This is a genomic window from Paraburkholderia sp. 22098 (genome assembly GCF_052045935.1).
Classification (GTDB): Bacteria; Pseudomonadota; Gammaproteobacteria; order Burkholderiales; family Burkholderiaceae; genus Paraburkholderia; species Paraburkholderia caledonica.
Genome location: NZ_JBQEPV010000012.1, coordinates 132,160 through 157,427, shown reverse-complemented (window position 1 = coordinate 157,427; position 25,268 = coordinate 132,160). Strand labels below are relative to the sequence as shown.

General features: G+C 58.9%; 18 protein-coding genes and 1 pseudogene. 7 read left to right on the top strand and 12 right to left on the bottom strand.

Annotation, left to right across the window (positions count from 1 at the left end):
* Positions 1 to 6: 6 nt before the first annotated feature.
* Positions 7 to 150 (top strand): hypothetical protein, encoded by a 144-nt coding sequence (locus ACTJLB_RS24210; protein ID WP_440784702.1) that lies wholly within the window; start codon positions 7 to 9, stop codon positions 148 to 150.
* Between the two features lie 24 nt (positions 151 to 174).
* On the opposite strand, the pseudogene ACTJLB_RS24205 reads toward ACTJLB_RS24210, so the two are convergent.
* The 6 genes and pseudogenes from ACTJLB_RS24205 to ACTJLB_RS24180 form a co-directional block, all read right to left on the bottom strand.
* Positions 175 to 1,787: pseudogene (locus tag ACTJLB_RS24205) on the bottom strand (Na/Pi cotransporter family protein).
* A gap of 194 nt (positions 1,788 to 1,981) precedes the next feature.
* Complete coding sequence (locus tag ACTJLB_RS24200; RefSeq protein ID WP_087753472.1) at positions 1,982 to 3,298, bottom strand: oligosaccharide flippase family protein; 1,317 nt, start codon at positions 3,296 to 3,298, stop codon at positions 1,982 to 1,984.
* Positions 3,299 to 3,647: 349 nt separating this feature from the next.
* Positions 3,648 to 5,744, bottom strand: coding sequence for an HAD family hydrolase (locus tag ACTJLB_RS24195; protein WP_440784701.1), 2,097 nt, complete (start codon positions 5,742 to 5,744; stop codon positions 3,648 to 3,650).
* Between the two features lie 152 nt (positions 5,745 to 5,896).
* Positions 5,897 to 6,973, bottom strand: coding sequence for a glycosyltransferase family 2 protein (locus ACTJLB_RS24190; protein WP_440784699.1), 1,077 nt, complete (start codon positions 6,971 to 6,973; stop codon positions 5,897 to 5,899).
* A gap of 109 nt (positions 6,974 to 7,082) precedes the next feature.
* Positions 7,083 to 8,090, bottom strand: a complete 1,008-nt coding sequence (locus ACTJLB_RS24185; RefSeq protein ID WP_020066454.1) for a glycosyltransferase family 2 protein — start codon at positions 8,088 to 8,090, stop codon at positions 7,083 to 7,085.
* 50 nt (positions 8,091 to 8,140) lie between these two features.
* A complete protein-coding gene (locus tag ACTJLB_RS24180) occupies positions 8,141 to 9,166 on the bottom strand; it encodes a glycosyltransferase (protein ID WP_440784698.1) in 1,026 nt (341 codons plus the stop codon).
* 612 nt (positions 9,167 to 9,778) lie between these two features.
* Here ACTJLB_RS24180 and ACTJLB_RS24175 point away from each other — a divergent pair.
* Complete coding sequence (locus ACTJLB_RS24175) at positions 9,779 to 10,255, top strand: hypothetical protein (RefSeq protein ID WP_408129408.1); 477 nt, start codon at positions 9,779 to 9,781, stop codon at positions 10,253 to 10,255.
* Between the two features lie 190 nt (positions 10,256 to 10,445).
* Here ACTJLB_RS24175 and ACTJLB_RS24170 read toward each other — a convergent pair whose 3' ends face one another.
* Positions 10,446 to 11,123 carry a TetR/AcrR family transcriptional regulator gene (locus tag ACTJLB_RS24170; protein WP_440784697.1) on the bottom strand — a complete coding sequence of 226 codons (678 nt, stop codon included), beginning with the start codon at positions 11,121 to 11,123 and terminating at the stop codon, positions 10,446 to 10,448.
* An 80-nt stretch (positions 11,124 to 11,203) separates the two neighbouring features.
* Here ACTJLB_RS24170 and ACTJLB_RS24165 point away from each other — a divergent pair, with 80 nt between their 5' ends.
* Positions 11,204 to 11,947, top strand: a complete 744-nt coding sequence (locus ACTJLB_RS24165) for an SDR family NAD(P)-dependent oxidoreductase (protein WP_440784737.1) — start codon at positions 11,204 to 11,206, stop codon at positions 11,945 to 11,947.
* A 301-nt stretch (positions 11,948 to 12,248) separates the two neighbouring features.
* Here the strand turns inward: ACTJLB_RS24165 and ACTJLB_RS24160 are convergent, their stop codons facing one another.
* On the bottom strand, positions 12,249 to 13,034 hold the full coding sequence (locus ACTJLB_RS24160) for a hypothetical protein (protein ID WP_440784696.1): 786 nt from the start codon (positions 13,032 to 13,034) through the stop codon (positions 12,249 to 12,251).
* A gap of 235 nt (positions 13,035 to 13,269) precedes the next feature.
* Positions 13,270 to 13,734, bottom strand: coding sequence for a GFA family protein (locus ACTJLB_RS24155; protein WP_440784694.1), 465 nt, complete (start codon positions 13,732 to 13,734; stop codon positions 13,270 to 13,272).
* A 553-nt stretch (positions 13,735 to 14,287) separates the two neighbouring features.
* On the opposite strand from ACTJLB_RS24155, the gene ACTJLB_RS24150 reads away from it, so the two are divergent.
* Entirely contained in the window at positions 14,288 to 15,055 is a 768-nt protein-coding gene (locus ACTJLB_RS24150) for a hypothetical protein (RefSeq protein WP_087753465.1), read from the top strand.
* Between the two features lie 269 nt (positions 15,056 to 15,324).
* Here ACTJLB_RS24150 and ACTJLB_RS24145 read toward each other — a convergent pair whose 3' ends face one another.
* The 3 genes from ACTJLB_RS24145 to ACTJLB_RS24135 form a co-directional block, all read right to left on the bottom strand.
* A complete protein-coding gene (locus ACTJLB_RS24145; RefSeq protein ID WP_204521779.1) occupies positions 15,325 to 15,699 on the bottom strand; it encodes a VOC family protein in 375 nt (124 codons plus the stop codon).
* A 32-nt stretch (positions 15,700 to 15,731) separates the two neighbouring features.
* Positions 15,732 to 16,454: a helix-turn-helix transcriptional regulator gene (locus ACTJLB_RS24140; RefSeq protein ID WP_440784693.1), complete on the bottom strand. Its 723-nt coding sequence runs from the start codon at positions 16,452 to 16,454 to the stop codon at positions 15,732 to 15,734.
* Positions 16,455 to 16,608: 154 nt separating this feature from the next.
* Positions 16,609 to 16,941 carry a barstar family protein gene (locus ACTJLB_RS24135; RefSeq protein WP_087753462.1) on the bottom strand — a complete coding sequence of 111 codons (333 nt, stop codon included), beginning with the start codon at positions 16,939 to 16,941 and terminating at the stop codon, positions 16,609 to 16,611.
* A gap of 436 nt (positions 16,942 to 17,377) precedes the next feature.
* Here ACTJLB_RS24135 and ACTJLB_RS24130 point away from each other — a divergent pair, with 436 nt between their 5' ends.
* From ACTJLB_RS24130 to ACTJLB_RS24120, 3 genes are all read left to right on the top strand, one after another.
* Entirely contained in the window at positions 17,378 to 19,795 is a 2,418-nt protein-coding gene (locus ACTJLB_RS24130) for an FdhF/YdeP family oxidoreductase (protein ID WP_440784692.1), read from the top strand.
* An 82-nt stretch (positions 19,796 to 19,877) separates the two neighbouring features.
* The gene (locus ACTJLB_RS24125) at positions 19,878 to 20,093 is read left to right on the top strand and encodes a DUF2945 domain-containing protein (RefSeq protein ID WP_020066445.1); all 216 of its coding nucleotides are present in this window, start codon (positions 19,878 to 19,880) and stop codon (positions 20,091 to 20,093) included.
* A 472-nt stretch (positions 20,094 to 20,565) separates the two neighbouring features.
* Positions 20,566 to 25,164 carry a response regulator gene (locus ACTJLB_RS24120; RefSeq protein WP_440784691.1) on the top strand — a complete coding sequence of 1,533 codons (4,599 nt, stop codon included), beginning with the start codon at positions 20,566 to 20,568 and terminating at the stop codon, positions 25,162 to 25,164.
* Positions 25,165 to 25,268 lie beyond the last annotated feature (104 nt).

Here is a 25,268-nt window from a genome sequence, read left to right as displayed (position 1 = left end):
CTTTTTGTGTCCGCGACGATTATTGCTCTGGCTTGTCGCGCGCAAGATTCGCCAGTGGCGGAGCGACGCGAACTGAGCGTTGCCGGTGCGCGCGAGGTGCGCAACGTGCAGAACTCGCTCGCCGGCACGCAGGCATCCGCGGAACTGTAATCGCCTGGTGCATGTAGACAGGCCTTACATCTGCACGGGCATCTGCACATCGTTCAATGATTGACTGGCTCTGACGATGGCGCGAGACAGCCGTGCCACCTCGTTGAAATGCTCGATCATGTCATTCGCCAGACGGAAAATGACTGCACCTTCCTGACTCTGTAGTTGAAGCTCGGACATCATGTACTGTCGCGCAGTGTCGGCCAACACTTCAATCTCGGGCTTTGCATTGAGAATGCGTGTCATGACTTCCGCTTCCGGATGCGCGATCGCCCTCACGGCAAGCGCGAAATGTTCAATCACAGCCGTGACGAATCGCGAGGTTGCGGCGTTGCGTAACCGGGCAGTGTCGGCACCTTGCGCGAGCCGGCGCTCGCTCAGCGCAAGCATGCTGGTAGTGGCAACCTCGCGTATCGCGTCGAGGCAGGTCGCGATACGCGCCAGGTCTACCAATTGCCTCCCTTCGTCACCGGTATGTGTCGCATCCGAAAGTCCGCCGACATAGGTGAGAATGGCCGTGCACAGAGTATCGGCGGCTTTGTCATCGTCCAGCAGCGTGCCGGCAGTCTGCGTGCTGCCTTCGACGACGAGCGTTGCACTACGATTGACGAGATTCTCGACCTGCTTGCCGAGGGAAACCAGTTCGAGCTGCACACGGCTAATTGCTAGCGCCGGCATTTCCACCAAGGTGTCATCGAGATAGCGCGGCACGCCCGGATCATGCCAGCCCTTTTGTTTCGACGGGGCAAGCCGTTGTGCAAGCTTGCCGATGGGGCCCGTGAACCATATCAGGAAGGCGGTGGAGAACACGCTGAACACAGTATGCGCATTAGCTGCCTGACGCGGCGTTTCTGCTGCGAGGCGGGCAGCGCCTGTCAATTCGGGTGCGGATGGGGAAATCTGCCGAATGAAGTCCGCATACTGCGGGATCACGAAAGCGAGTAACAGCACGCCGAGCAGATTGAAGAGCAGGTGGACGATACCTACTTGTGCGGCTTCCGCTGATTTACCAATCGACGCCAGCAGCGCCGTGCCGCATGTGCCGACGTTAGCACCCAGAATCAGCGCGATGCCGGATTCAAGTGGAATCAATCCCTGGCTGCCTAGCGCAATCACGATCGCCAGCGTGGCAGCGGAGCTTTGCACGATCGCCGTAAACACCGCGCCAATCACGATACCGACCAATGGACTCTGCGCATATCCTGCATGGCAGCGATGAATGGCTCGTAATTGCGCAGGGGGTGCGTGGCATTGCCCATGAACTCGATGCCGAGAAACAGCAGGCCGAGGCCAAGCAGAACGCCGCCGAGTTCGCGCACGAGTTCGCGTCTGGAGAAACCGTACAGCAAAAAACCGCCCGCGAGCAGGAATGGCGTAATCGCCGAGATATTGAATGCGATGATCTGCGCAGTCAGCGTCGAGCCGATATTGGCGCCCATGATCACTGGAATCGACTGCTGCAACGTCATGAGCCCGGCGGATACAAATCCAACCAGGAGTACGGTGGTAATGGTCGATGAATTCAGCAGCGCCGTAATGCCCGCGCCGGCGAGCACGCCGCGAAACCGGTTCGCCGTCAGCGTGCCGAGCAGCGCCTGCAGACGAGAACCGGCGATGGCCTTCAGCCCTCCCGTCATCAGTTCCAGTCCGAACAGGAACAGAGCAAGGCCGCCGACGAGCAAGCCAACGACTTCGATCAGGTTCAGATTGGCACCGGGCTGCATGGCGATGCGGACCCCTCAGATTGGAATCATTCCCCAATTGTACGAGGTTCTATCACCGATACCAGTAATGGAGCCGCCGCTTGAACGGCGGGATGGCGGCAACCTGATTACTTGTCCTTCGGCGCAGTCAACGGATCACGGATCCCACACGCGTTCCTGATGAATATCAGAGCTCGCTCGCAACCGGGTATCAAGAGAACCAGTCGGAGTCGAATCATGATCACCATTAGCATTGCAGATAGCGTTGTCTCGCCAATCACCCGGGCGAAAGCGAGTCCAACGGCGCCGTAGTGGGGAGCGAGCACAAGCGCGAGGATTATGTTCACGAACGCGGATGCGATTCCGACCGTGGCAAGCAGGCGATCCTTCTTCCGCGGCAAAAACACGTAACCGGCGATGAACTCGTTGAATGCAGCAAACGGGAACATCAAAGCAAAGATTTGAAGTATGTGAGCGCTGTGAGCGAAAGAATCACCGAGTATGAGAGGCAATACAAGAGGGGACAGGGTAAGCGCGGCGCAACATACTAGCAATCCGTATCCGATAAGCAGCATTGCGCCGCGCCGAGTGGTCTGGTTCGCGCCTTCCTTGTCGCCGTGGGCGAGTTGGCGCGTGATGGTAGGAATGAACACTTGGGCCGCCGGCCCCATCAATCCAAGGCTTAATGCTGCAAAGCGTTCTGCCGCGCCGAAATAGCCCACCTGGGCGGGCGTAGATAGCAGCGTCAAAAGATAAGTGGATGAAGCTGTCAGAACCCTCGACGCGGAAGAGTAGATGAACAGCATCGTTGATTTCCGTATCAGGGAAATGGTGCCTGTCCATCGGAGGCGTGGCCACCCCAGTTGTGAGATTGCGAGCCCATAAGAAATAACCGATGACGCTACACCTGAGATGAGTAGACTCGCGACGACCCATACTGCGTCGCGAGGGCCTCTTACGATTGTCAGCACCAGAACCAGGCTCAACGCGAAACCGAAGACTTCGATGATGATGGGCGTTCGAAACTGGTGACGGCCCTGAAAAAGCCAACCGAGGTTGGCCCCGGACACAATTCCCAACAGCGTGGCCATCACACCGATTAGAGGTGTCTGGGACAGTACAGGAGAGCACATTGTGGCGACGAGCCCGGCGCAGCCACCCACGATTGCATGCACCAGACGCGCGCTCAAGTGCAAAGACAGAATCTCATTACATTCTTCGGTCGTCTGGGCTTTCGATATGTCTCGCATGCCGACGGGCTCGAAGCCATAGGCGACCAGCATCCAGATCACGCTCATCAGCGACATGGACGCCAGCACGCGGCTGTATCCGTCAACGCCAAGCGTCCTGCTGTAAAAAGGTACGACGATGATGAGGTACAGATATCTCAACACGTAGCCGCCGTACACGAATCCAACGGTACGGATGCTCTTTCGTCTATCCATTCTGCTTCTCCGGCTGGAGGGTGCCTTCTCAGCGCAACACAGCGCGACGGCGGATCTGACGGGTTACTGCCTGGAGCAGGAAGCTAACAAGGGACCGCACGTCTGCTTGTTTTCATCCACGCCGTTGACATCGTGGAGTCGCGGAAGTACTGCTACGCTGCATGGACTCCGTTGGTCCGGCTTTATGAGCTAGATGCTGATGAGCCCGGAAGTGCCGCCTGAAACCACGCGAAGGCTGTCTGAACGCGCACAACCGCCTCCAGATGTCCCTTCTCTGCACGGTGCATGCCCACAACAGCCTGGCTGTGTCTCGCCATTATTACCGCATACCTGGATGCATGGGGCGGCACTATCGGGCCATCGCCCGGGTGCGCAACCATCTTGCCACGCCGAGACTTCCCAGCATTAACCCGGCTCCGAGAGCGGGCACCGCCCGGACTACGCTGGCCTCGGGCCATTCTGAAATCAAGGGTTTTCCATCTTTGGCGCCCAGCCTTGACATCCACTTGCGGGCGCTGAGCGGCAGGGGCGGCGCAACCTCCTCGAACACTCTGTGCAACTGATCGCTCGCATGAGGAAAGGAGCCTAATGCGCTTGCCTCGCTTCGGGTGGGAGAGCCTATTACGAGTCTGGTTACGATGGCGGCGCCCTGCGTGATCCCTTGCAAAGAATCAAGTATGTCGATATCGGCCTCGCTGAGGACGGCCAGTACGTCATCGACATACGCATTGATCACATTATGTTGAAGTCTCAAGCCCCACGCCATGGCCTGCGGATTGTCCTGAGTAAGGAGTTCTGCGTAAACGATGCCATCGTCTCCTCGTTTATAACCCGTCGTCGTGCCGTGGTCCGCTGCGCAAAGGGCCTCAAATATTGGTCCTCGGACAAAGGGCCGTAGAGGCGCCGCGAAGGGTTCGCTTAGATAGTCGTCGAGACTACCGCAGTTTTCCGGGCGACGATGAAGCCCAAAGTAAAAGCCCGACAGACGCCGACTGAAACCGGCTTCGCGCGTGGACGCCACCATTGCCAGCGACCGCTGTAGATTCCCCCGCCATCCAATATCGACGACACCGACGTTCCCGTCGGTGAGGAATCCCTTTTGTTCCAGATAGTCGAGAAGCAGTTGTCGAGCAGAAGATGCGGTCGCATTGATGAGATTCACCACCTCGTCGTCCGCCTGCATATGCTGCATTAGTTGCTCCAGATCAGAGGCGCTCAGCGGCGCATCAGGGGAGCTAATGTGAAGACGTTGCCGCAAACCGGAAATGGCCGGATGCCCGATATCCACGTCGAACTTTTCCAATATGTCAGAAAGAGAACTTCCCGGCGTAAAGCCGAAATGACTCAGATCTCCGTCGGACACGTTGACGAGTGCGGGTAAGTGGAGCGATTGCCGCGATACGTGCAGATAGTGCAGCTCGATCGGAATGCCATATAGCGCCACGATCTTCTTTGCAATGGACATGAGGATCTGGCCGTCACGCGCCAGAAAAAACAGCTTATCGACTTTCCTGCTTTGGGCCTGTTTCAGAATCCACACAACGAACGCGAGGAGCAGCGGGCCCATGAAGCCAGCCGATATTTCGGCAATCGACTGATCGTGGCTAGTAATAGCCGTAAAACGCAGCCGGGCGGTACGCGCGCTGCCCGACAGCGCAGATCCGAGCAGGTGCGGCTCAATCGCACCCTTGCCGAGTTCGCGCTCCAGGCGACTAGGTGCCCCGCGGAAGAACGGCGCTACGCTAGCGCCCGCACGCCACGCCTGGAAGACATCGGAAAATACGCTGTCGCCGACGTGCAGATGGCTCTTGCTACTGCCCTTTGCAAGCGGAAAGAGGGACCCCGTCCTTTTCGCGCGGCCCCTCTCGCATGAAACAAAAAGTTCACCCTCGCTGATATACACGCCGCAACTGCCCAACATCGTTTCCAGGTCCCGATGGGAAAAGTAGATGTCCGAAATAATTGCCGTTCTGCCGAGTGACGCAAAGCGATTGAGAGTCTCAACCATACCGGCGATGGGTCGCATCAAACGCTTCTCGAGCTCGACTTCAATGGCCTGCGCTGCTTTCAGTAAATCGTGCGACAAGCCCGACGACGCTGCGATGGCCGCGTAGATGTCGTCGAGCGTCACTTCACGTTCAACTCCTGCCTTGCGGGCCCTGAACTCCGCTGCTTGCCGGATTTTCAGCCATTCACCGGGCTCGATGAGCGAGCCAAATTCGCGTTGCAGTCGATACCCCGTTAGCAGGAACATGTCGGATGGCCGCTGCAAAGGCCTCGTTATCAGGGTGTCGAAGGCGTCGAAAGAGACCAACCCATTCCCGGTCCAGATTCGCCGCGCATCGACCTCCTCCAAGGGAGGCTTGGCCGAGAAGAGCCGATGGATGCCCGCTGACACGAATCGTTGATTGATGACCCGTTCGAGCACAAGGTTCGTAGCATTCATCAGTGTCTTCCACCCTTCAGAAAGGAAATGGTTTTCGCCAACACCGCTTTCCTGTCGGCTGCTCGATGTCGTCTTCTGGAACTTGAAACGTTGGAGGCAGCGTCAGAGGAGAGCTTACGCGGTGCACGGCTGCCGTTGTCGCGTCGCCCGGTTCATAGGCCAAATGTTCTAGCGCGGCGCTTGCTCCGGGATATGAGGAGGGAAAGCCGTTTGTTGAAGAACTGCATAACGCAACTAAGAACTCCGGGGTGATCGATCACGTGTCTAACGGCGGTCACGAAACGCTTTTCACGAATCGCTTCGGTCACATCGACCCAGTGAAGAGACGCCTTGAGAGACCGATGCCGGCGCGCACACGCGGCGGCCAAACTTGCAGAAAGTGTGTGCGATGCGCGGAAACGCGCATTTGCGTCAAGCATGCCTCGTAGCGTCTGCCGGTCCGCTGACTTGTCGGAGGAGAGCGAACCACCACGGCGCCGGTAGCGGTAACCCATTGCCGGATAGACGATTATCCTTGCATCGTGCTTGGCCAGTAAGCGCAACAGGATATCGAAGTCTTCCCCGGAACGAAGCCGCTCTTCATACCGAAGTCCGGCCAGGAGTTCGGCATTGATCATGGGCTTAAGATACGCCAGGCGTGGCGCTTTGATCAAAGAGACGGCATCGAAACTTTTGAAGCTTTCAAGGCCCAGCAGGGAATGTCCGGTGAGCGAGCCCTCCTCGTCCACGATAAGTAAATCGTCCGCTACGATGCCTGCGCCATAACTCTCCGCGCGCTGCAGCAGCGACTCGAGGCGTCCTTCCGCGAGGACGTCATCACTGTCCAAAAACGTGATCCAGTGTCCTCGCGCGCATTCCAGCGCACGATTACGCACAGTGGACGGCCCCGCGTTGAACGACGCGGTCAGAAGCTTGATTCGGGAATCGTTCTCGGCAAAGGCGCGGACGATTTCCACGCTAGCGTCAGTTGACGCGTCATCCGCGACGATGAGTTCCCAGTCTTCAAGGCTCTGTTTCTGGACCGACTGAATGGCTTCGCCGATCCAGCGTTCACCGTTGAAGTTCGCCATGACGACAGTGACAGATGGGGCCGCTACATCCGTTATCCGTGCGACGGGTTTCTCTGTACGCGCGCGATCCTCCACAGATCGCGCCAAGGAGAGGTCTTCGCCCGCCATGTATTCGTTGCTGGACAGGCCGACGGTTGACTGTGACTGGTGATGAGGCATATCAGCGCCGTTTGAAGTTAGACAAGCTTAGTGAACGTCAGAGGATGGCTTGGGTTCGAGCCTTCGTCATGCGTGAATCTTGCATAACGAGGGAACACCGTCCTTCTTCCTAACGGGCGGCGCTGCACCGGGCCAGGGGATTGCAGATGTAGCGAACCGCGTAGTCTGCGACAGGGGAGTATGGAAACAGACACAAACTGGATAGCGCGAGTGTCCCCAACTTCTTCTTCAGGCTCCAGAAAGGGTTCGCCACAATGGCATGCAGATACCGGTGCGAATCTCTTAGCATCCAACGCCAACGGGTCGTCAACGGAGCATGGTAGACGCTTGAATAGAAATGAGCTCGTTCGTATGCGAAATCGTGGAAGTCGGCCGGCAGTTGCATTCCCATGCGACACCAGGCCAGTTCCCGAAGGGTCACCCAGCGGGACGGGAATGCCTTCGGGGCCTTTTCCTGCTGATCAGAGTTAGCAAACAATGCGTCTCTCCCTGCGCTTGCATATACGCGGTATCCGCCGAGCGACACCGGGATACTCGATACAGGTCCAACTAGAGCCGATCCATAAATTGCATAGAAATCTGCGCCATACCGGTCCTTGATCGTTTCGGGTACAGGAAAGATCTTTCTAAGAGCACTGACGCTGTAGGCGTTTCCAGACGCCGGCGGTGACGGATAGAGCCACCCATCGAGCAGAAGCTTTCGGCAATCGCCATCGATTCGAGAATGAGGCACATAAGCGCCCATCTGCTTGCTCGTGTGATCGATCACGTCTAGCTGAAACTGCACTTTTGCAAGATTTCCGTTCTCGAAGCGCTGCATCACTTCGGACACGGCGCCCTGATAAAGGACGTCGTCAGCATCGAGGAACAGCACGTAATCCGTTCTGGCGAGATGCAGCCCTAAATTGTAGGCAGACACCTGGCCGCCGTTGTCCTTGAAGACGGAGCTAACGCGAGCACCATAGCCTTCGATGATTGCGCGCGAGCCGTCTGTTGATCCGTCGTCGATCACTATGACGTAAGTGCTCATGTAGTCCTGTGCAAGCGCCGAATCGATTGCCTCCGCCAGGAACTGTTCGTAATTGTGATTGCAGATGATGACTGTCATGTCCTTCATGATGTGTCACGCGCGAAGGTAAGGAGGGATCTGACGGCCTGCGACCGCTTTCATATGAACCGTCGGCGGATTAGCGTGCTGGCAATGTTTTTCGGCGCGAGCAACGTGGCAATGCTCCAACCGGCGATAAGACAGCGGAAAGCAGGGCGCTCGAAACTTGCGCGAAAAGGAATGGAAAGGGCGTCGCGCAGGGCTCTAATTCTGCTGTCGCCGGGCAAGGGATGCTGTCGCGGTGTGAGCCGTAGAGAGGCGACGCGCAATTGCAACAAGTGAGGTGCACAAAACAGGGTGCTGAGCGGCGGTGCAGGCCGGCCGGTCATCGCGCAGGCCTTGCAGGCAGCGCTGTGACGCTTGAGTGCACGCGCGATCTCTCGTCCGAAGTTGCTCGTGCTCGCGCTCATGGCGCTGTCATTCGCGCCGTGCATGCGATAGAGCACTAAGGGCGCAGCAATCGTTTCTACATCGCCGAGGTAGGGGGCCATGGCGATGCACGTTGAGTCCGTGAACGAATCGTAACTCGCATCCAGTGGAAAGATCTTTTCCAGAAAACTCCGTGCGTAGGCATTTCCCGATCCGGGCGGCGTAGGGTATTCGGACGTTTCATAAGCCCAGTGACGGATCGCTTCCGACGATAGTCCAGGCGGGATCTTCGGAATCACATTTCGAATCTTTGGAATCGCATTCTCGTTCTGTATGCGACGACCCTGCGCGTCGACGCGCTCCATCAGCACCTGTACCTTGCTCAGGCCGGTCCGCCATACTGAAGCAATGGCGCGCAACGCACCGGGCATTAGCACGTCGTCCGCATCGAGGAATATGACGACGTCGCCTGTACTTCTCGCGAAGCCTACGTTGTTGGCGTCCCGCTGCCCGCCGTTCTTTTTAAAGATCGCGGTGATTTTTTCACCAAACGAGTGAATGACGTCGGCCGAGTTGTCGGTCGATCCGTCGTCCACAACGATGATTTCCATCCGGTCCCAATCTTGCGTCAAGGCGCTTTCAATAGCCTGTCGAAGAAAATGCCCATAGTTGTAGTTGGCGATGACGATCGAGAAAAAGAGGCCCTTTTTAGCCATAGATCCGCTCCGTCCTGCGTTCATCGACTGCCTCCGGCTTCTCAAATGAATCAAGCGTACTGAACCTGCGAGATGCGCCGCACCGACCAGCGCTAGGGGCCAACCTGATTGATGTCGCCGCTCAAACTGACGCGGCCACCGGTGCCGCGTGTGGCACCCTGGATGCAACTATTTAAGAACAAAGGTTTCGGAGTATGCGATTGCGGCCTAAAATCGGGCGATAAAGGCGCAAAAAGTTGAAACCGCGGGGGTTTTGGCAGAGGATAAGTACTGCTTTCCAATCGCAAAACGCGAATTGCACATGCCGCGCGGTAACGCGAATCTCGTATCTATTGGCTACTTGCTTCTTGAGATTCGGACACCGATATTGCTAACCGATCACTCACACGCAGTTACGTCAGACGACTAATCGGTAGATCTGCGCCGGGCAGCGGCACGAGGGCAGGCACCTGGATTGGTCTACGGGCTTCATACAAGGCAAAGCATCGGAGAGTGAAAATCGATCACGCAGCGGTGAATGTCACATTCGCGCAAGAAAGAATCAGCAGCTAGTGTTTCAGTTTAATCGACGACGGTCGGCCGCGCGTGCGAGCTGACACTTGGAGCTAATCGATGAAGGTTGCTTTTTACAAGGGAACGCGTCCCGGCTTGGCCGGGAAATTAAACCGCCTGATCCGGTGGTGGACAAAGAGTCCCTATTCGCATTGCGAACTCGTCGTCGCTCCAATCATCGACGCGCATTTGTGCGCATCGTCGTCGTTCGAGGATGGGAGCGTGCGCTTCATCACTACGAAGCTCGATCCGGCGCGATGGGATGTTGTCGGACTCACGGCCGACCCGGTGACGGAGCGGGCCGCGGTGGAGTGGTTCAACGATCATTTCGGCGAGCCATACGACTTCGCGCCTATCTTCGCTTTCCTTCGGCGCCGCGGCCGTCATCGAGGCCGCTGGCACTGTTCGGAGTCGATCGGGGCAGCGCTGGGTATGCCGGAGTCCTGGCGGTTCGATCCCGCTACGCTGCACGCTGCGCTGTCTTCCGATTCGGTGCAGTCGCCGCCCGACGACATGCCGCCACTGGTGTCGGCGTGATTTCGGGCGAGTCTCACTGACTGATGGTTGATCTTCGTTGCGAAGCCGGTAGGGAAAACTGGAAAGATTCGGTGGCGCGAAACCTCGATCGATCCTGTCGGAGAGCCTCGCCGTTCGCCTTTAATCTCTCAGCGCGCGCGTTCCGCACCAATCAAGCTCAACGACATAATTCGCTGTCCAAATCAATGTGTTAATCGGACTTTGCACGTGTGTCGGCGTGGCGAACCAGTTCCTCCCATCCAGCCATCGTCATCTCAGCGATGGCTTGGAGTTCTGCTCTTTCGGCGCCGTCCCGCGCTCGGATCGCCATACCGCTTTGAACTGTTTGCAGGAACCTCGCGAGTTTCGCTATATCAAGGGATTCCGGCAATTCACCCTCAGCAACGGCCTTTTCCAGGCGCGACACGAGCACATCAAACGCTCCACCTCGCGTGGCCCGCATCAAGTCGTCAAGCTCGGCATGGCCATCGCTTCCGACGGTGGCCAGTGTGACCATGCAGCCGTGTGGCAGACCGCAATCTGCCCCGGTCATCGCCATGGCTGAGTCCCACAGATAGGCAAACGCCGCTTCGCGTGCTGTGACAGCGTGGCGAAACCTCCCCAAGACCAGATGCTCGTAGGTCGCCGAGTAAAGCTGCATCGCTTCGGCATATAGCTCGTCTTTCGATCCGAAAGCGGCATAGAGGCTGGTCGAGCCGACGCCGAGCGCATTGGTCAGGTCTGCAATTGAGGTCGCCTCATAACCCTTGATCCAGAAAAGCCTCATGGCTTGCGCCAGTGCTGCTTCGCGATCGAAAGCGCGTGGCCTGCCGCGGCCACGAGGTGGGCGTGCAATGGTGATGGAAGTTTTCTCTGATTTTTTCTGCATCGATCACTACATAAATATCTTGACTGTCCGTGCCGCCGATCCTACCATTTGTGCATCGATCACTACATAAAAGGCGGGCAATGAACAACAATCTAGTTGGAAAACGGGCGTTGGTCACCGGCGGCTCGCGGGGCATCGGCGCCGCGATTGCACTGGCGCTTGCAGAAGAGGGCGCGGACGTTGCGGTAACGTTTCAGAACTCAGCCGAGCGGGCGCAGGCAGTTGTAGCCTCGATCGAGAAACTGGGCCGCCGCGGTGTCGCGATCAAAGCCGACAGTGCCGATCCGTCCGCCATCAGGCGATCGGTGGATGAGGCCGTCGGCGCGCTGGGTGGGCTCGACATTCTCGTCAACAACGCTGCCATCGCTCGCTACAACACGATCGCCGACTTCGACCTGGCGGACATCGACGCTCTCCTTGCGGTCAACGTCCGCGGTCCCATTCTCGCGACGCAGGCAGCCATCCCTCACCTCAAAGCGGGCGGTCGCGTAATCACGATCGGCTCCGCCGGAGCCGAGCGCATCGTGGGTTCAGCGGGAACGGTCTACTACATGACCAAGTCCGCGCTGCAGTCGTTCACACGGGGGCTGGCTCAGGAGTTGGGCCCGAAGGACATCACTGCCAATCTGGTTCAACCGGGCTCGACTGATACCGAAATGAACCCGGCTAACGGCGAGAGCGCGGAATTCCAACGCAGCCTTACGCCGTTGGGACGCTTCGCCGCACCGGCTGACATCTCCGCAGCCGTCACTTTTCTTGCAAGCCCGGCGGCAAGGCATGTCACTGGAACAATTCTTACGGTCGACGGGGGCTTGCTGACTTAGGTCGGTAATGCGATTGGCTGCGACACGAAGCACATTGTGGAAGTGACTCACACCGCGCGTTCGGGTTGATGTTGTGGGTTCAAGCGCGGCTTATACGATCGTAGATCTGTGCTTGACTGCCTGGCCGCTTCCCGGGCGCCATCGGCATTCAGGCATGCTCTTATCGATGGCGCCAACTGAATGTTGGGGTGGTATTTGCGGCGTATGGCTCATGATGACCGCATTGTCCCGATGTTGCTGACCGACGCCGACCCCGAGCGGTCGTATGATGCCACCCAACAGCGGACCTTCGAATCGAGAATCAGTACCTACACAATCCTTCGCAGGTTGATTGCGCTAGATTTTTCGCAATTGCCTCGATGTAACCCTTCAGACTTACTGGTGCATTATTGGTTGCAGTTCTTGCCGTCAGCTCTAGCTTCTCTCGCTCGTCTTGTTTCATTATCGGAACGAATTCCGAAGCGGTCTCAGCGAGTGCTTTGAGTATGCTGGCCCGATAGTGCTCGCTCAGTGAAATGTCATTCGCCGAGATTAAAGTTCCAAGAAAAAAACCATCGATTCCCCTCCGGCCCTGCTCAAGACCTCTCAACCGTACAGGCGTAATTTCCTCTGGCTTGAGACGTTCGATAAACCGCGCAAGTAGTGGTGTTTGCCGCGCCATGCAGCGAATCTCAAACGGTTGCAGTTCAGATAGTTCGTCTTGGTAAGTCAGCAGGTTCCGCTGCTCAAGTCGAAGTACGGCCTGCGGAAGGGTTTCAGCGGGCATGCTCTTGTCAACATGGCTACCTAAATCGAATAGCATATAACTCATGACTTTGCGGTTCGCTTTGTCACATACGTCCATCAACGCTGCTAGCTGTGCGTCGTGGAACGTAATGCCGTCGAGAAAGCGCCGATTATCGGATAGCGTCGCGAGCAACGCAGCGGCTCGTTCATCTGTCTGGCGGGGCATGGCGCCGGTTTTCGCGACCCATTCGTCGAACTGCTGGCTTGCCTGAATGTAGCCATCAAACTGATCCGCGAGGACGGTGGCAATAAAACCGAAATACAAACCGACAAAAGTAAGCCAAAACTTGGCACGATGCATTCTTCCCCCTCCGCGTAGCGTCCGGCGCGGCAGACATACCGTTTTGTTCGAAACGGATTTAGGCTGATCAACAGTTAGTTTCGATCTGATCGACGATTTGAGCCCTACCGCCGACTGACGGCCCCTGGCCGGACTGAGCCCGAAAACGACTGGATCACGTTCAAACAGGCGATCGGCTAGCGAACCGTGGGACAAGCGGTCTGAGCACTGCCGTTCGGCGATAATTCTGAGTTGCTTAGCGCCCGTCCATCTTCCGTTCGCGCCACAGGCGAAGCAATTCTTCCTGCTCGCCGACACTTCCTTCGAAACTAGGAATGCCATCTGGAATCAGAAACCATGGCTGTTTGCTGCGGGTGAAGATGTGCGCTATCGGCGAAAATTCGCTTTGGTTTTGCAATGTGCCGGGTCTGAGTATCGCCAGATCGGGCTGATCGGCGGGTTCAGCCCAAAGTCGCGTGTCACAGCGCGCGCATGCCTTGCTGCGCCGCTGCCGCCCACGACCAAAGTCAAACGTCAGCATGATCGGCTCACCTTCCAAGACATGCAAATCGGCTCGCCGGACCCACATTACAGGGAGCGCAGCACCGCCTGTTCTTCGCTGACAGGTGGCGCAATGACACACATAAAATGTGAGTGGTTCGAGCCGGAGCTCAAACTTGATTTGACCGCAGAGGCAGCTACCGCTGTAGGGTGCAGGCATCCAAGGTTCCTAAATATCGCAGAGTGAAAAACGGCAAACGTTGTTCGCCCGGAACGTGCATGAGCCACCGAGAATTGTCGACGATCCGCCGACGATTGTCGAACGACCGCTCATGGCCGATTGCCAAAGACCACGCGTGAAACGCACGCATCCCCAGCGACTTCGGCCCTAGCTTTCGGACCCGACCGAACTCGGCCGCTTGCATGGGGCGTGGGCCGACGGCTCTCAGTCCACATCAAAGCAGACGTTTATAGTGGCAAGTCTTGCCCTGATGTCTCCTCAGCCATCCTGCTTAGCGTGCAGTGTCGTCACAATGGCCCGTTTGATTCCGGGCCAATCCAAGCGGCGCCCAATCTTCGGCAAAAACGCCACGTAGGTTTGTTTAGCGATGCATTCTTCGAGAAGCGCGCGCCCTTGACCTCCTAGAATGCCATTTGGTGCACGGGCAATTGTCGTACACAGAAGCTTGCGGTTCGTATTGAAGCGGAATTCGTCATCCGAGGCGTAAGCGGCCAACTCCTCGAAAGAGAACTACATATCCAAAGGAGCGATCATGCAGCAACTGGTGAGACACCCATTTGTCCTCTTTGCCATCTCTTTCGTGCTGATGTCGATTGCGGCCCGGCTGGGTAGCCGCACTCTGCGCTCGCGGATACAAATCGACGAAGACACGCGTGATGACTTCAAGATCGTTCAGTCCGCAACGCTGACTTTGCTTGCGCTGGTCATCGGGTTCAGTCTGTCCATGGCAGTGGGCCGCTATGATCAGCGAAAAAACCTCGAAGAGGAAGAAGCCAACGCGATCGGAACTGAGTTCGTCCGCGCTGAACTGCTGGCCGACGCCGAGGCGGCCGTGGTCCGCTCGCTCCTCGTGCAGTATCTCGCATTGCGTGTCGAGTTTTACCAGACCCGCGACCTTCAACGTGTCCAGCAAATCGATGCCGCGACCGCGGACCTGCAGGCCAAACTGTGGACTGCAGCCAAGGCCGGCGCCGTTAAACAGCCGAGCCCACTTAGCGCGCTAGCCATCGCGGGCATGAACGATGTAATCAACACACAAGGCTACACGCAGGCGGCATGGTGGAATCGAATCCCTGTAGCCGCATGGATATTAATGATCGTCATTGGCCTGTTCAGCAATCTGCTAGTGGGCTATGGCGTCAAAAATGCAAACGCCAAAAACCGCTTCCTCGTGATCATGCCTTTAACAGTGTCTCTCTCGTTTCTGTTGATCGCAGATATCGATAGTCCGCGGAACGGCATCATTCGGATTGTGCCGCAAAACCTCATTAGCACCGCGCAATCACTCCCGAAACCGTAGTGCCCGGAAACAGGACTATTGGACTCCAACGCATGTCAATTAGCTGCACGTCAAGTCGGATACCAGACCGTTCGAGCGCCTGACAACAGCCGGTTTGTCGACGTTCAAACGCCTATGTACTGCCATCGACAAATGAACGCTGATGGCCGGTTTTCTGCCTGACGGCGATTGGCCGCACGCGACCCACTGGAGACGGCCGCATCTGCCCGAAGCGGCCGCTCACAACGAACGAACAACGACGCGGCCGGCAGCCGTGACCGCGATTTTCCTCAACGCTTGGAGCGGGAAAATATGTTGACAAGATTCCCATCCGGATCGCGTAGCAAGAGCGAGCGATTGCCCCACGGCATCAACGTCGTCGGCATCACGATGTTTGTCCCGGACGCCTTCATCCGTTCGAACACCGCGTCGACGTTCTCCACTTCGAACTCCAGGATCGCCGATTGATTTGCAGCCGCAGTGGCAGCACCGACATTGAAAAGCTCGATCAGATGCTCGGACGAAATCGCAAGCGTCGCTCCTTCGAACCGCATTTCGGCAAATCCATCGGCCGGACGTACAGCCTCGATACCGGAAAGCCTTTGATAAAACTCCACCAGCCCATCGATATGCCGGGTAACAACACGAACCGATGCGAACTTCATTTTGAACTCCTCGCCGAGAAAGGGAGCTCAGTCTAATGGTCGATACTGTCAGATTCTGGCAGTATGGTGCGGCTGGCGACGTGATTGAGCCTACGCCACTCACGAAGCAGTGTTGACCGCCTTTTGGGGTAGCGCTCTTCCAACTGCTCGACGTTCGAGATGCGGTCCGAACGGAAATTCCGAAAATCAGCTCGAAGCTCGCACCAACACATCAGGACCCGCGCCTGGTCGAAATACACCAAGGCTAAGGGCCAAACGACACGCCGCGAGTGAATACCACTGGCGTCCACGTATGTAATATTGAGCTTCTGCTCCCCCCGGACTGCGGCACGCAGAAGGTCAGGCGAGATTTTGTGGGCAGGTCTCGTCAACGGCGCGCCGACTAGCAGCGAAGACTCCTCCAGTTCGCGACGCAGTTCAGTGGGCAGTATGGCGGCTATCTTAGCAAGCGTGCTCAGCGCACCGGACGACAGCGTGTTGTCGCAGCGATCGGCCACCCAGCGCATGCCAAGAACCAGGGCGTCGAGTTCCTCTGAGCGAAACATGATCGGCGGCAGCATGAAGCCCGGTTTCATAACGTAACCGATGCCCGGTGCCCCCTCGATCATTGCTCCTTGCGCTTGCAAACTGGCGATGTCCCGGTATAGCGTGCGGATGCTCACGCCGAGCTCCTCGGCCAGGGCTTGGCCACGCACGGGACGTCGATAACGACGTAACACTTGCAGGAGATGAAGGAGACGTTCGGAGCGGGACATACGTGAATCCTGGTATTGACACTGAAGCAAATCGACGACGCTATCGGTTACTTCAAATTGAATGCGATATGTCGCGTCCAGACAGACATTGCATTGTTGACGATCTATGCGGCTCTGTCGAACGTCTCAATCTGGCCGTCCGCTGCCCGTTGCATCAGTCGTGATACGCGAGTGCGACCAGAGCACCTCCGTGCTCGCGCGTACGACGCCAGTTCACAAAAGCGCATGCGTCTTGCAAGCCCGCGAATTGGTCCGGACAGCGCTTTCTGAAACTGTCGACACCGCCAAGTAATATCGTTAGTGTGCATCCTGGGCTCACGTGCACCTGCGTCATCGCGGCTTCGGGCTCGTCGAGGTAACCCAAACAGTCAATTAGCGCATCCAAGTTATTGCCGTAAAACGGCGCGAAGCCAAAGTTTCGCGAGAAGACCCGATGAAGAGAGGGCCAGTCTGTAATTTCGGTCGTGTCTACGAACACCGTCGTCATCGCTGTTTTCCGAATTGTGCAGGCGCCTATTTTGCATTTGAAGCCTAGCGCACAACGCAAGGCCCGGCGTCGTCGATTGTTGACGATTCAGATGCTCGCGTCGAGTGACTGTTTGTGGCCGCACTCCGCCCTCGGCATACACCCCAACGCAGGCCGACGCCCACATCCAGCCGAACCGACAACTTCGCGTCCCGAATCATTCGAGCCTGGATGAGCCAACTTCGCAAAGCGCTCAAATCCTGACCACATTAATTTAGCAAGATCGCGAACTCGGAAACGCGCAGCCAAACCAATCCGGCGACCTTTCAGATCCACACCGCCACCTGCAGCCAGCGATATCCACTCCACCTCCCACCCGCGCGAAGTCCAAAACGCCGCCGCTCCCATGGGCACAACGCTTGCGCACTCCCGCAGATGCTTACCGGAGGACCAGAAAATGAGCAAGCGGGATGTACCAGGAGTCGGGCCCTATGGCGGCCCGGCTGGCGGCTGGGGAGCGTTGCAGGCAGTGGCTCGCGCCGTGCGCCAGCAGATGGGTGTGGCGCGCGAGGCGACGATGCTGTTGAAGGTTAATCAACCGGCCGGTTTCGATTGCCCAGGGTGCGCATGGCCGGACCCGCGCAGCACGTCGTCGTTCGAGTTCTGTGAAAACGGGGCGAAGGCTGTGTCCTGGGAAGCAACGAGCAAACGTACGACACCCGATTTCTTCGCACGGCATTCACTCAGCGAACTGTGGCATTGGAGCGACTTCGCGCTTGAGGACGAGGGGCGGCTGACTCATCCAATGCGCTACGACGCTGCCACCGACCGTTACGTGCCGATCGAGTGGGACGAGGCGTTCGCACGTATCGGCGCCGCGCTGCGTGCCTTACCCGATCCGAACATGGCGGAGTTTTACACGTCCGGCAGGGCGTCGAACGAGGCGGCGTTTCTGTTCCAGCTGCTCGCGCGCCGGTTCGGCACGAATAACTTCCCTGATTGTTCGAACATGTGCCACGAGCCCACGAGCGTGGGTCTTCCCGAATCGATCGGCGTCGGCAAGGGTACGGTCACTCTCGCCGACTTCGATCATTGCGACGCGATATTCTGCATCGGACACAATCCCGGCACCAACCATCCGCGCATGCTCGCGACGCTGCGCGCCGCGGCGCGGCGCGGGGCGAAAATCGTGGCGCTCAATCCGTTGCGCGAACGCGGACTGGAGCGTTTCACTTCGCCACAAGACGCTATGGAAATGGCGACCGGGCGCTCTACGCCCATTGCCACCGACTATGTGCAACTCAAGATCGGCGGCGACGTCGCGGTCCTGAAAGGGATGATGAAAACGCTGCTCGACATGGACCGCGAGAACCGCGGTAACGGAGGCGAGGGCGTAGTGGATCGCGCGTTCATCGACGAACACACGACCGGGTTCGACGAGCTGGTGCGCGATCTGGAAGCCACGCCGTGGGACCAGATCGTGTCGACGTCGGGCGTTGCGCGCGACGAGATCGAAAAGCTTGCGCGCATTTATGCGGAGTCGCGCGCGGTGATCGTATGTTATGGCATGGGCATCACTCAGCATCGCAGCGGGACCGCGAACGTCCAGCAGATTGCGAATCTGTTGCTCATGCGAGGAAACATTGGACGCGATGGCGCAGGCATCTGTCCGCTGCGTGGCCATTCCAACGTGCAAGGCGATCGCACGGTGGGCATCACCGAAGTGCCGCCGCCTGCGTTCCTCGATTCGCTCAAGCGCGTGTTCGGCTTCCAGCCTCCGCGCGAGCACGGGCACGGCGCGATTGCCGCGATGCAGTCCATGCGCGACGGCCGCGCGAAGGCGCTGATCTGTCTGGGCGGCAATCTGCCTGTCGCGATGTCGGACCCCGGCGTCTGCTTCGACGCGATCCGCAAGCTCGACCTGGCTGTGCATATCGCCACGAAGCTGAACCGCTCGCATCTGCTGGCCGCAAAAGAGACGCTGTTGCTGCCGTGTCTCGGGCGCACCGAACTGGATGTCCAGGCAAGCGGGCCTCAATCTGTCACGGTCGAAGACTCCATGTCGATGGTGCATGCGTCGCAAGGATCGCTGCCGCCAGCGTCGGAGCATCTGCGTTCGGAACCGGCGATCGTCGCGGGCATTGCCAAAGCATCGCTCGACGATCCGACGCTCGACTGGGATGGCTGGGTCGCGGACTACAGCCGCATTCGCGACCTGATCGAAGCGGTCTTTCCGCAATTCGAGCATTACAACGAGCGCATACGCGAACCGGGCGGCTTCCGGCTTTACAACGCCGCGTCTGCGCGCCGCTGGGACACGCCCGACGGCCGCGCGCGTTTCATCGCCCATAGCGGCGTCATGGAAGATCCGCGCGTGAATCGCAGCGACGCGCTACTGCTCGCCACGATACGCAGCCACGATCAATACAACACGACCATTTACGGCTACAACGACCGCTATCGGGGCATATCGGGTCGTCGCGATGTGATTTTCGTCAACGAGCAGGATCTCGACTCGCGCGGTCTGCAGCATGGCGATCTCGTCGATGTCGAAGCGATCGAAGACACCGTGAGCCTCGGCGGATCGCGCCGTCTGTGCGGGCTGACGGCGGTCGCTTACGACATTCCCCGCGGATCGATGGCCGCCTACTATCCCGAGGCGAACGGGCTCATCGCATTACACGACTGCGACGCGCGTAGCGGGACGCCGTCGTACAAGTCGGTGCCCGTGCTGCTCTCGCTCAGCACGGGAGATTGCTTGCCGGACGACCAGGCGTCGACGTGGCAGCAAGGCGACGTTCGCAACGACCGCACAGGAGCGGCCATCGCAGGCGAGACTCCCCATCGTCCGAACGATGGAGCGATGCCGACGTGATTGCTGGTGACTGCTACTGATGTCGTGCGCGGCATGTCGACTGCGCAGCCAGGTCCCACCACTTGATGAACGGAGAGTCGCAATGAGCAAGGATCTCAAACCGAAGGATCGCGTCAGCTGGAACACACCGCAGGGCGAGACGCACGGACACGTCAAACGCGTCATTACCGAGCGCGCGAAAGTCGATGGACACGTTGTTGCGGCATCGCCGTCCAGTCCGTCGTATGAAGTGGAGAGCGAGAAGAGCGGCAAGCGCGCGGTTCATAAAGGCGAGGCGCTGCGCAAGTCGCGTGGCTAGCGGCGCACGCCCGGTATAAAACTTCCTAAGCGCCAGCGACCGAAGGCGGTGGGCGGCCTTGTCCTCGTCGCATCGTCTGTGCAGTTTTTGCGTCAGGCGTGCGGCTTCTCTGACGCAACTAACGGTCTCTCGCGCCTGCCGTCGCCGAGGTTGGTCGACGTGTTGCACAAGTTGAACCACGAAACGGCATGCTTGCATCGGAATTCCCGGTGACAAGCGCGTACGCAATTTTTGCGCGTGCGGGACGCTAGCTATCCAAGCAACGGGACAAGTGACCGACGCCCGAAACGTCGCGATCTTACAAGCGGAAAATTTTGCTCTCACGCGCGTCTTTTGCACTGTTTGCCCACCCCGATGCAAGGGCCGCGAAAGGGCCAAAGAGTCAACACGGAGGCAACGACAATCGTCCGACATGACCACACAACGAACCGCATTATTTGAAGGATAATGTCTGCCTTTTTGTCCCGTTGAGGTGGCCGTGAGCGACCAGACATCATCCGACGCAAAACGTGCAGCAGTGTCTGTGGCTCATGATTTCCTTTATGGCGGCGGCGAAATGGGCGCGCTGTTGCGCGCGCATAACTGGAGCGCCACGCCTCTAGGCGAACCGGAAACGTGGCCACAGAGCTTGCGGTCCGCGTTGAGCATTTGTCTGGAAGCCAACTTCCCCATCGCCATCTACTGGGGACCGGAACTGGCGCTGCTCTACAACGATGCGTGGAGTTCCATTCCCGGCAAGAAGCACCCTGGTGCCTTGGGTCGGCCGGGCAGGGAAGTGTGGCCCGAGATCTGGGACACGATCGGTCCGCTATTTCATCAAGTGCAGGAGACCGGAGCCGGGGTTTGGCAGCATGACCAATTGCTGCCCATGCACCGCCACGGATACACCGAAGAGTGCTATTTCAATTTCACGTTCAGCCCGATCCGGGGTGAAGGTGGACAGGTAGAGGGCATCTTCAATGCCGTCCTCGAAACGACGTCCTCGGTTCTGGCAGAGCGGCGTGAGCGTGCGCTGCGCGAACTTGCCGAGGCCCTGGCGGCGAGGCGCGATGAGCTAGAGGTATTTGCAGTCGCGGCGACGCTGCTCGCCACGAAAAGCGTCGATGTGCCATTCAGTCTGCTTTACCGGATCGACGACAACGCACAGCAGGCGCACCTGATGGGACTCACCGGCGTCGACCGGGACAGTGCGGCTGCGCCGGCGGTGATCGACCTTGGCGACGCCGACACGCCGTGGCCTCTGGCCAGCGTGCTGCGCACAGGGCAGAAACGCCTCGTGGAAGATCTTGCCGAACGTTTCACGAAGCCGCTCCCGGGCGGTCCGTGGCCCGAGCCGTGTACTCAGGCGCTCATCCTTCCGATTCAGGCGACGGCGCACCCGGGAACGGTTGCCGCCATTCTTGTCGCGGGGATAAGCCCACGCGGCGCCGCCGACGACGACTACCAGGCCTTCCTTGAGCGAGCCGCCTCACATATCGCGACCAGCCTGGCGAGCGCTCGCGCCTACGAGGAAGAACGGCGACGTGCCGAAGCGTTGGCCGAGATCGATCGCGCAAAGACGACGTTTTTTTCCAACGTCAGTCATGAGTTCCGTACGCCTTTGACCCTGATGCTAGGGCCGATAGAAGAGTTGCTCGCCGATCCGGAGCAACTTGGCGAGGAAGGGCTTCGGCAAATTCAGCTCGCCCATCGCAACGGCTTGCGACTCCTGAAACTCGTCAATTCCCTGCTGGATTTTTCGCGTATCGAGGCAGGTCGCCTGAAGGCCAGCTTTCAAGCCACGGATCTTGCGCAACTGACGACGGACCTCGCCAGCAATTTCCGCTCGGCCATGGAGCGTGCGGGGCTGACCCTGACCGTCAATTGCGAGACGCTCACGCAGCCGGTCTATGTCGACCGTGACATGTGGGAAAAAATCGTTCTGAACCTGCTCTCCAACGCGTTCAAGTTCACGTTCGAAGGCGGGGTATCGGTCGAATTGAGGCAGCACGACAAGGCTGAACTGGTTGTTCGCGATACCGGGACCGGTATTCCCGAGGCGGAGCTGCCACGGATCTTCGAGCGGTTTCACCGTATCGAGGGAGCCCGCGGTCGCTCATTCGAGGGCAGCGGCATTGGTCTCGCGCTCGTCGAGGAACTTGTCAGGCTGCATGGCGGCACCGTTCGCGTAGAAAGCGAGATCGGCAAAGGTACGGTATTCACCGTTGCGATTCCTTTTGGCGCGAAGCACCTGGCGACTCCGCTGATCGAACATGAAGGACCGGTCGGCTCGAGCGCCTTACGTGTCGAAGCCTACGTCGGCGAGGCTGAGCGCTGGTTGCCAGACGCGGAGGCGCCTCACGAGACTTCGAGCAGAGACAGAAGCGGCGAGTCTGTTACGGCTGCGGCGCGGCCCGCTACCGATGGCGCCCACATTCTTCTGGCCGACGACAACGCCGACATGCGGGCCTACGTGCAACGTCTGCTGGGCGGTTCTCACCACGTGGAAGTCGTCGCGGACGGGCAGGCTGCATTGGAGACGATTCGCCGTCGCCGTCCCGACCTTCTGCTCACCGACATCATGATGCCGAGGCTCGATGGCTTTGGCTTGATACGTTCCATCCGCGGCGACGCGACGCTGAAGGACCTGCCCATCATCGCGTTGTCGGCGCGAGCGGGGGAGGAGGCGAGCCTCGATGGCTTGGCTGCCGGCGCCGACGACTACCTCGTCAAACCATTTTCCGCGCGCGAACTCGTCGCGCGGGTCGACTCAGCGCTGGCCATGGCGACCCTTCGCAGGCAGATGAGCCACGCTCTGCGCGACGAGGCCAACCTGCTCGAGGTCCTCAATAAAATCGGCGCGACGATCGCGGCCGAACTGGATCTGGACCAGGCGGTGCAGGTCGTCACCGATGCCGCGAAAGAACTCACGGGCGCCGCTTTTGGAGCGTTTTTCTACAATGTGCTCGACGAGCGTGGCGAGCGCTATACGCTCTATTCGATCTCGGGCGTGCCGCGCGAAGCATTTTCGAAATTTCCAATGCCGCGCAACACGAAGGTGTTCGCGCCTACGTTCAACGGCGAGGCTATCGTGCGCTCCGCCGACATCAAGCGGGACCCGCGCTACGGCAATAGCGCGCCGTATTTCGGCATGCCTGAAGGGCATCTGCCCGTGTGCAGCTATCTGGCGGCTCCGGTCGTGTCGCGCTCCGGCGAAGTGCTGGGCGGGCTCTTCTTCGGTCATCCCGAACCGGATGTATTTACCGAGCGCGCCGAGCGCCTGCTGCTCGGCGTCGCGGCCCAGGCGGCGATCGCCATCGACAATGCACGGTTGTATCAGGCGGCTCAGACTGAAATCGCGCAACGAACGCTGACCGAGCAGGCTTTGCGTGAAAGCGAGGAACGGCAGCTACGCCTGAACGAGACGCTGGAAGCGAAGGTCGTCGAAAGGACGTTGGAACTGCAGGCCGCGAACGAACAGCTACTTACCGCGGCCGAGGAGCGTGAGCGCGTCGAAGAGGCGCTGCGCCACGCACAGAAAATGGAAGCCATCGGCAAACTGACCGGTGGCGTCGCTCATGATTTCAACAACCTGCTGCAGGTGATAGCGGGCAATCTCCAGTTGCTGGCGAGAGATATCAATGGTCATGAAGCCGGGGAAAGACGCTTGCGTAACGCGCTGGCCGGGGTCACGCGCGGCTCGAAGCTTGCCTCGCAATTGCTCGCTTTCGGGCGACGCCAGCCGATGCGGCCCAAGGTGGTCAACCTTGGCCGGTTCGTCCGCGACATGGACGACATGCTGCGTCGCGCTCTGGGCGAGGAAATAGAGATCGAAACCGTCATCTCCGGCGGTCTTTGGAACACCATGGTCGATCCGAGCCAGGTTGAGAACGCGTTGCTCAATCTCGCCATCAACGCGCGCGACGCAATGAAAGGCCGTGGCAAGTTGACGATCGAGGCTGGCAATGCGTCGCTCGATGCCGTCTATGCCGCTGCCCACCCCGACGTCCGGCCAGGCCAGTACGTGATGCTTGCCGTCACCGACACGGGCTCCGGAATGTCGGGAGAAGTCATGGAGCACGCGTTCGAACCGTTCTTCACCACGAAGCCGGAAGGGCAGGGAACCGGCCTTGGCCTGAGCATGGTGTGGGGCGTCGTCAAGCAGTCGGAAGGTCACATAAAAATCTACAGTGAGGTGGGCGAAGGCACCACCATCCGTATCTACTTGCCAAGGTCCCGCCAGGAGGAGGACCGCACGCCAGAGGCTGAAACTGCACCGGCGGTCGGGGGAACGGAAACTATCCTGGTCGTGGAGGATGACGAAGACGTGCGCAATACGGTCGTCGATATGCTCACGGACCTCGGATACAGGGTGCTGAAAGCGCGAGATGCGCAAAGCGGATGGGCCATCATAGAAAGCGGCGTGCCGATCGACCTGCTCTTCACCGATGTGGTGATGCCAGGCCCGCTACGCAGCCCCGAACTCGCTCGAAAGGCGAGGGAGCGGTTGCCGGACATCGCAGTGCTTTTCACGTCGGGCTATACGGAAAACGCGATCGTGCATGGCGGCCGCCTCGATGAAGGCATCGAGTTGCTAAGTAAGCCGTACACCCGGGAGGCTTTGGCACGAAGGCTCCGTCACGTGCTTGCAAATCAACGGCAACTTAACAGCCAGCGTCCGGCCCCGGCGGTCCGTGCGCGGCCTGCCCGTGAACGGCCTGTCGTCGAAGTTGCGTCCCCCGCGCTGCGGGTGCTGCTGGTCGAGGACGAGGAATTGATCCTGATGTCCACCGGAGACATGCTCGAAAGTCTGGGGCACCGGGTGTTCACCGCGGCAAGTGGGGAACAGGCGCTGCCGATTCTGTACGCCCATCCTGTAGACGTGCTGGTCGTGGACCTGGGCTTGCCCGGTATGTCGGGCAGCGAGCTTGCAGTTCAGGCGCGCAAGAAGTACCCGAAGCTGCATGTCGTGATTGCATCGGGCAATCCAGATCCGAGCGTGTTGAGCAACGAATGGCTTGCCGGGGCGGTAGTTCTGGCCAAACCCTATGACGAGCAAGGCTTGACGCGAGCCATCAGGGGAAAACAGTAGCAGTCGCAGTAGCAGTCGCAACGGCGGGAGCGGCCGCCATTGTTGTATGCGCGGGCTCGCGGGCTGCGCGGCGACGTGAGTTACCTACGCGGCAGTGTCGCCAG

What these genes read in the sequence shown, in the direction of transcription:
- ACTJLB_RS24185 (WP_020066454.1), bottom strand. Translation starts at nt 8,090, where the DNA reads ATGAAGGACATGACAGTCATCATCTGCAATCACAATTACGAACAGTTC.
- ACTJLB_RS24190 (WP_440784699.1), bottom strand. Translation starts at nt 6,973, where the DNA reads ATGCCTCATCACCAGTCACAGTCAACCGTCGGCCTGTCCAGCAACGAA.
- ACTJLB_RS24155 (WP_440784694.1), bottom strand. Translation starts at nt 13,734, where the DNA reads ATGCCTGCACCCTACAGCGGTAGCTGCCTCTGCGGTCAAATCAAGTTT.
- ACTJLB_RS24180 (WP_440784698.1), bottom strand. Translation starts at nt 9,166, where the DNA reads ATGGCTAAAAAGGGCCTCTTTTTCTCGATCGTCATCGCCAACTACAAC.
- ACTJLB_RS24125 (WP_020066445.1), top strand. Translation starts at nt 19,878, where the DNA reads ATGAGCAAGGATCTCAAACCGAAGGATCGCGTCAGCTGGAACACACCG.
- ACTJLB_RS24165 (WP_440784737.1), top strand. Translation starts at nt 11,204, where the DNA reads ATGAACAACAATCTAGTTGGAAAACGGGCGTTGGTCACCGGCGGCTCG.
- ACTJLB_RS24160 (WP_440784696.1), bottom strand. Translation starts at nt 13,034, where the DNA reads ATGCATCGTGCCAAGTTTTGGCTTACTTTTGTCGGTTTGTATTTCGGT.
- ACTJLB_RS24195 (WP_440784701.1), bottom strand. Translation starts at nt 5,744, where the DNA reads ATGAATGCTACGAACCTTGTGCTCGAACGGGTCATCAATCAACGATTC.
- ACTJLB_RS24175 (WP_408129408.1), top strand. Translation starts at nt 9,779, where the DNA reads ATGAAGGTTGCTTTTTACAAGGGAACGCGTCCCGGCTTGGCCGGGAAA.
- ACTJLB_RS24200 (WP_087753472.1), bottom strand. Translation starts at nt 3,298, where the DNA reads ATGGATAGACGAAAGAGCATCCGTACCGTTGGATTCGTGTACGGCGGC.
- ACTJLB_RS24135 (WP_087753462.1), bottom strand. Translation starts at nt 16,941, where the DNA reads ATGACGACGGTGTTCGTAGACACGACCGAAATTACAGACTGGCCCTCT.
- ACTJLB_RS24170 (WP_440784697.1), bottom strand. Translation starts at nt 11,123, where the DNA reads ATGCAGAAAAAATCAGAGAAAACTTCCATCACCATTGCACGCCCACCT.
- ACTJLB_RS24150 (WP_087753465.1), top strand. Translation starts at nt 14,288, where the DNA reads ATGCAGCAACTGGTGAGACACCCATTTGTCCTCTTTGCCATCTCTTTC.
- ACTJLB_RS24130 (WP_440784692.1), top strand. Translation starts at nt 17,378, where the DNA reads ATGAGCAAGCGGGATGTACCAGGAGTCGGGCCCTATGGCGGCCCGGCT.
- ACTJLB_RS24145 (WP_204521779.1), bottom strand. Translation starts at nt 15,699, where the DNA reads ATGAAGTTCGCATCGGTTCGTGTTGTTACCCGGCATATCGATGGGCTG.
- ACTJLB_RS24140 (WP_440784693.1), bottom strand. Translation starts at nt 16,454, where the DNA reads ATGTCCCGCTCCGAACGTCTCCTTCATCTCCTGCAAGTGTTACGTCGT.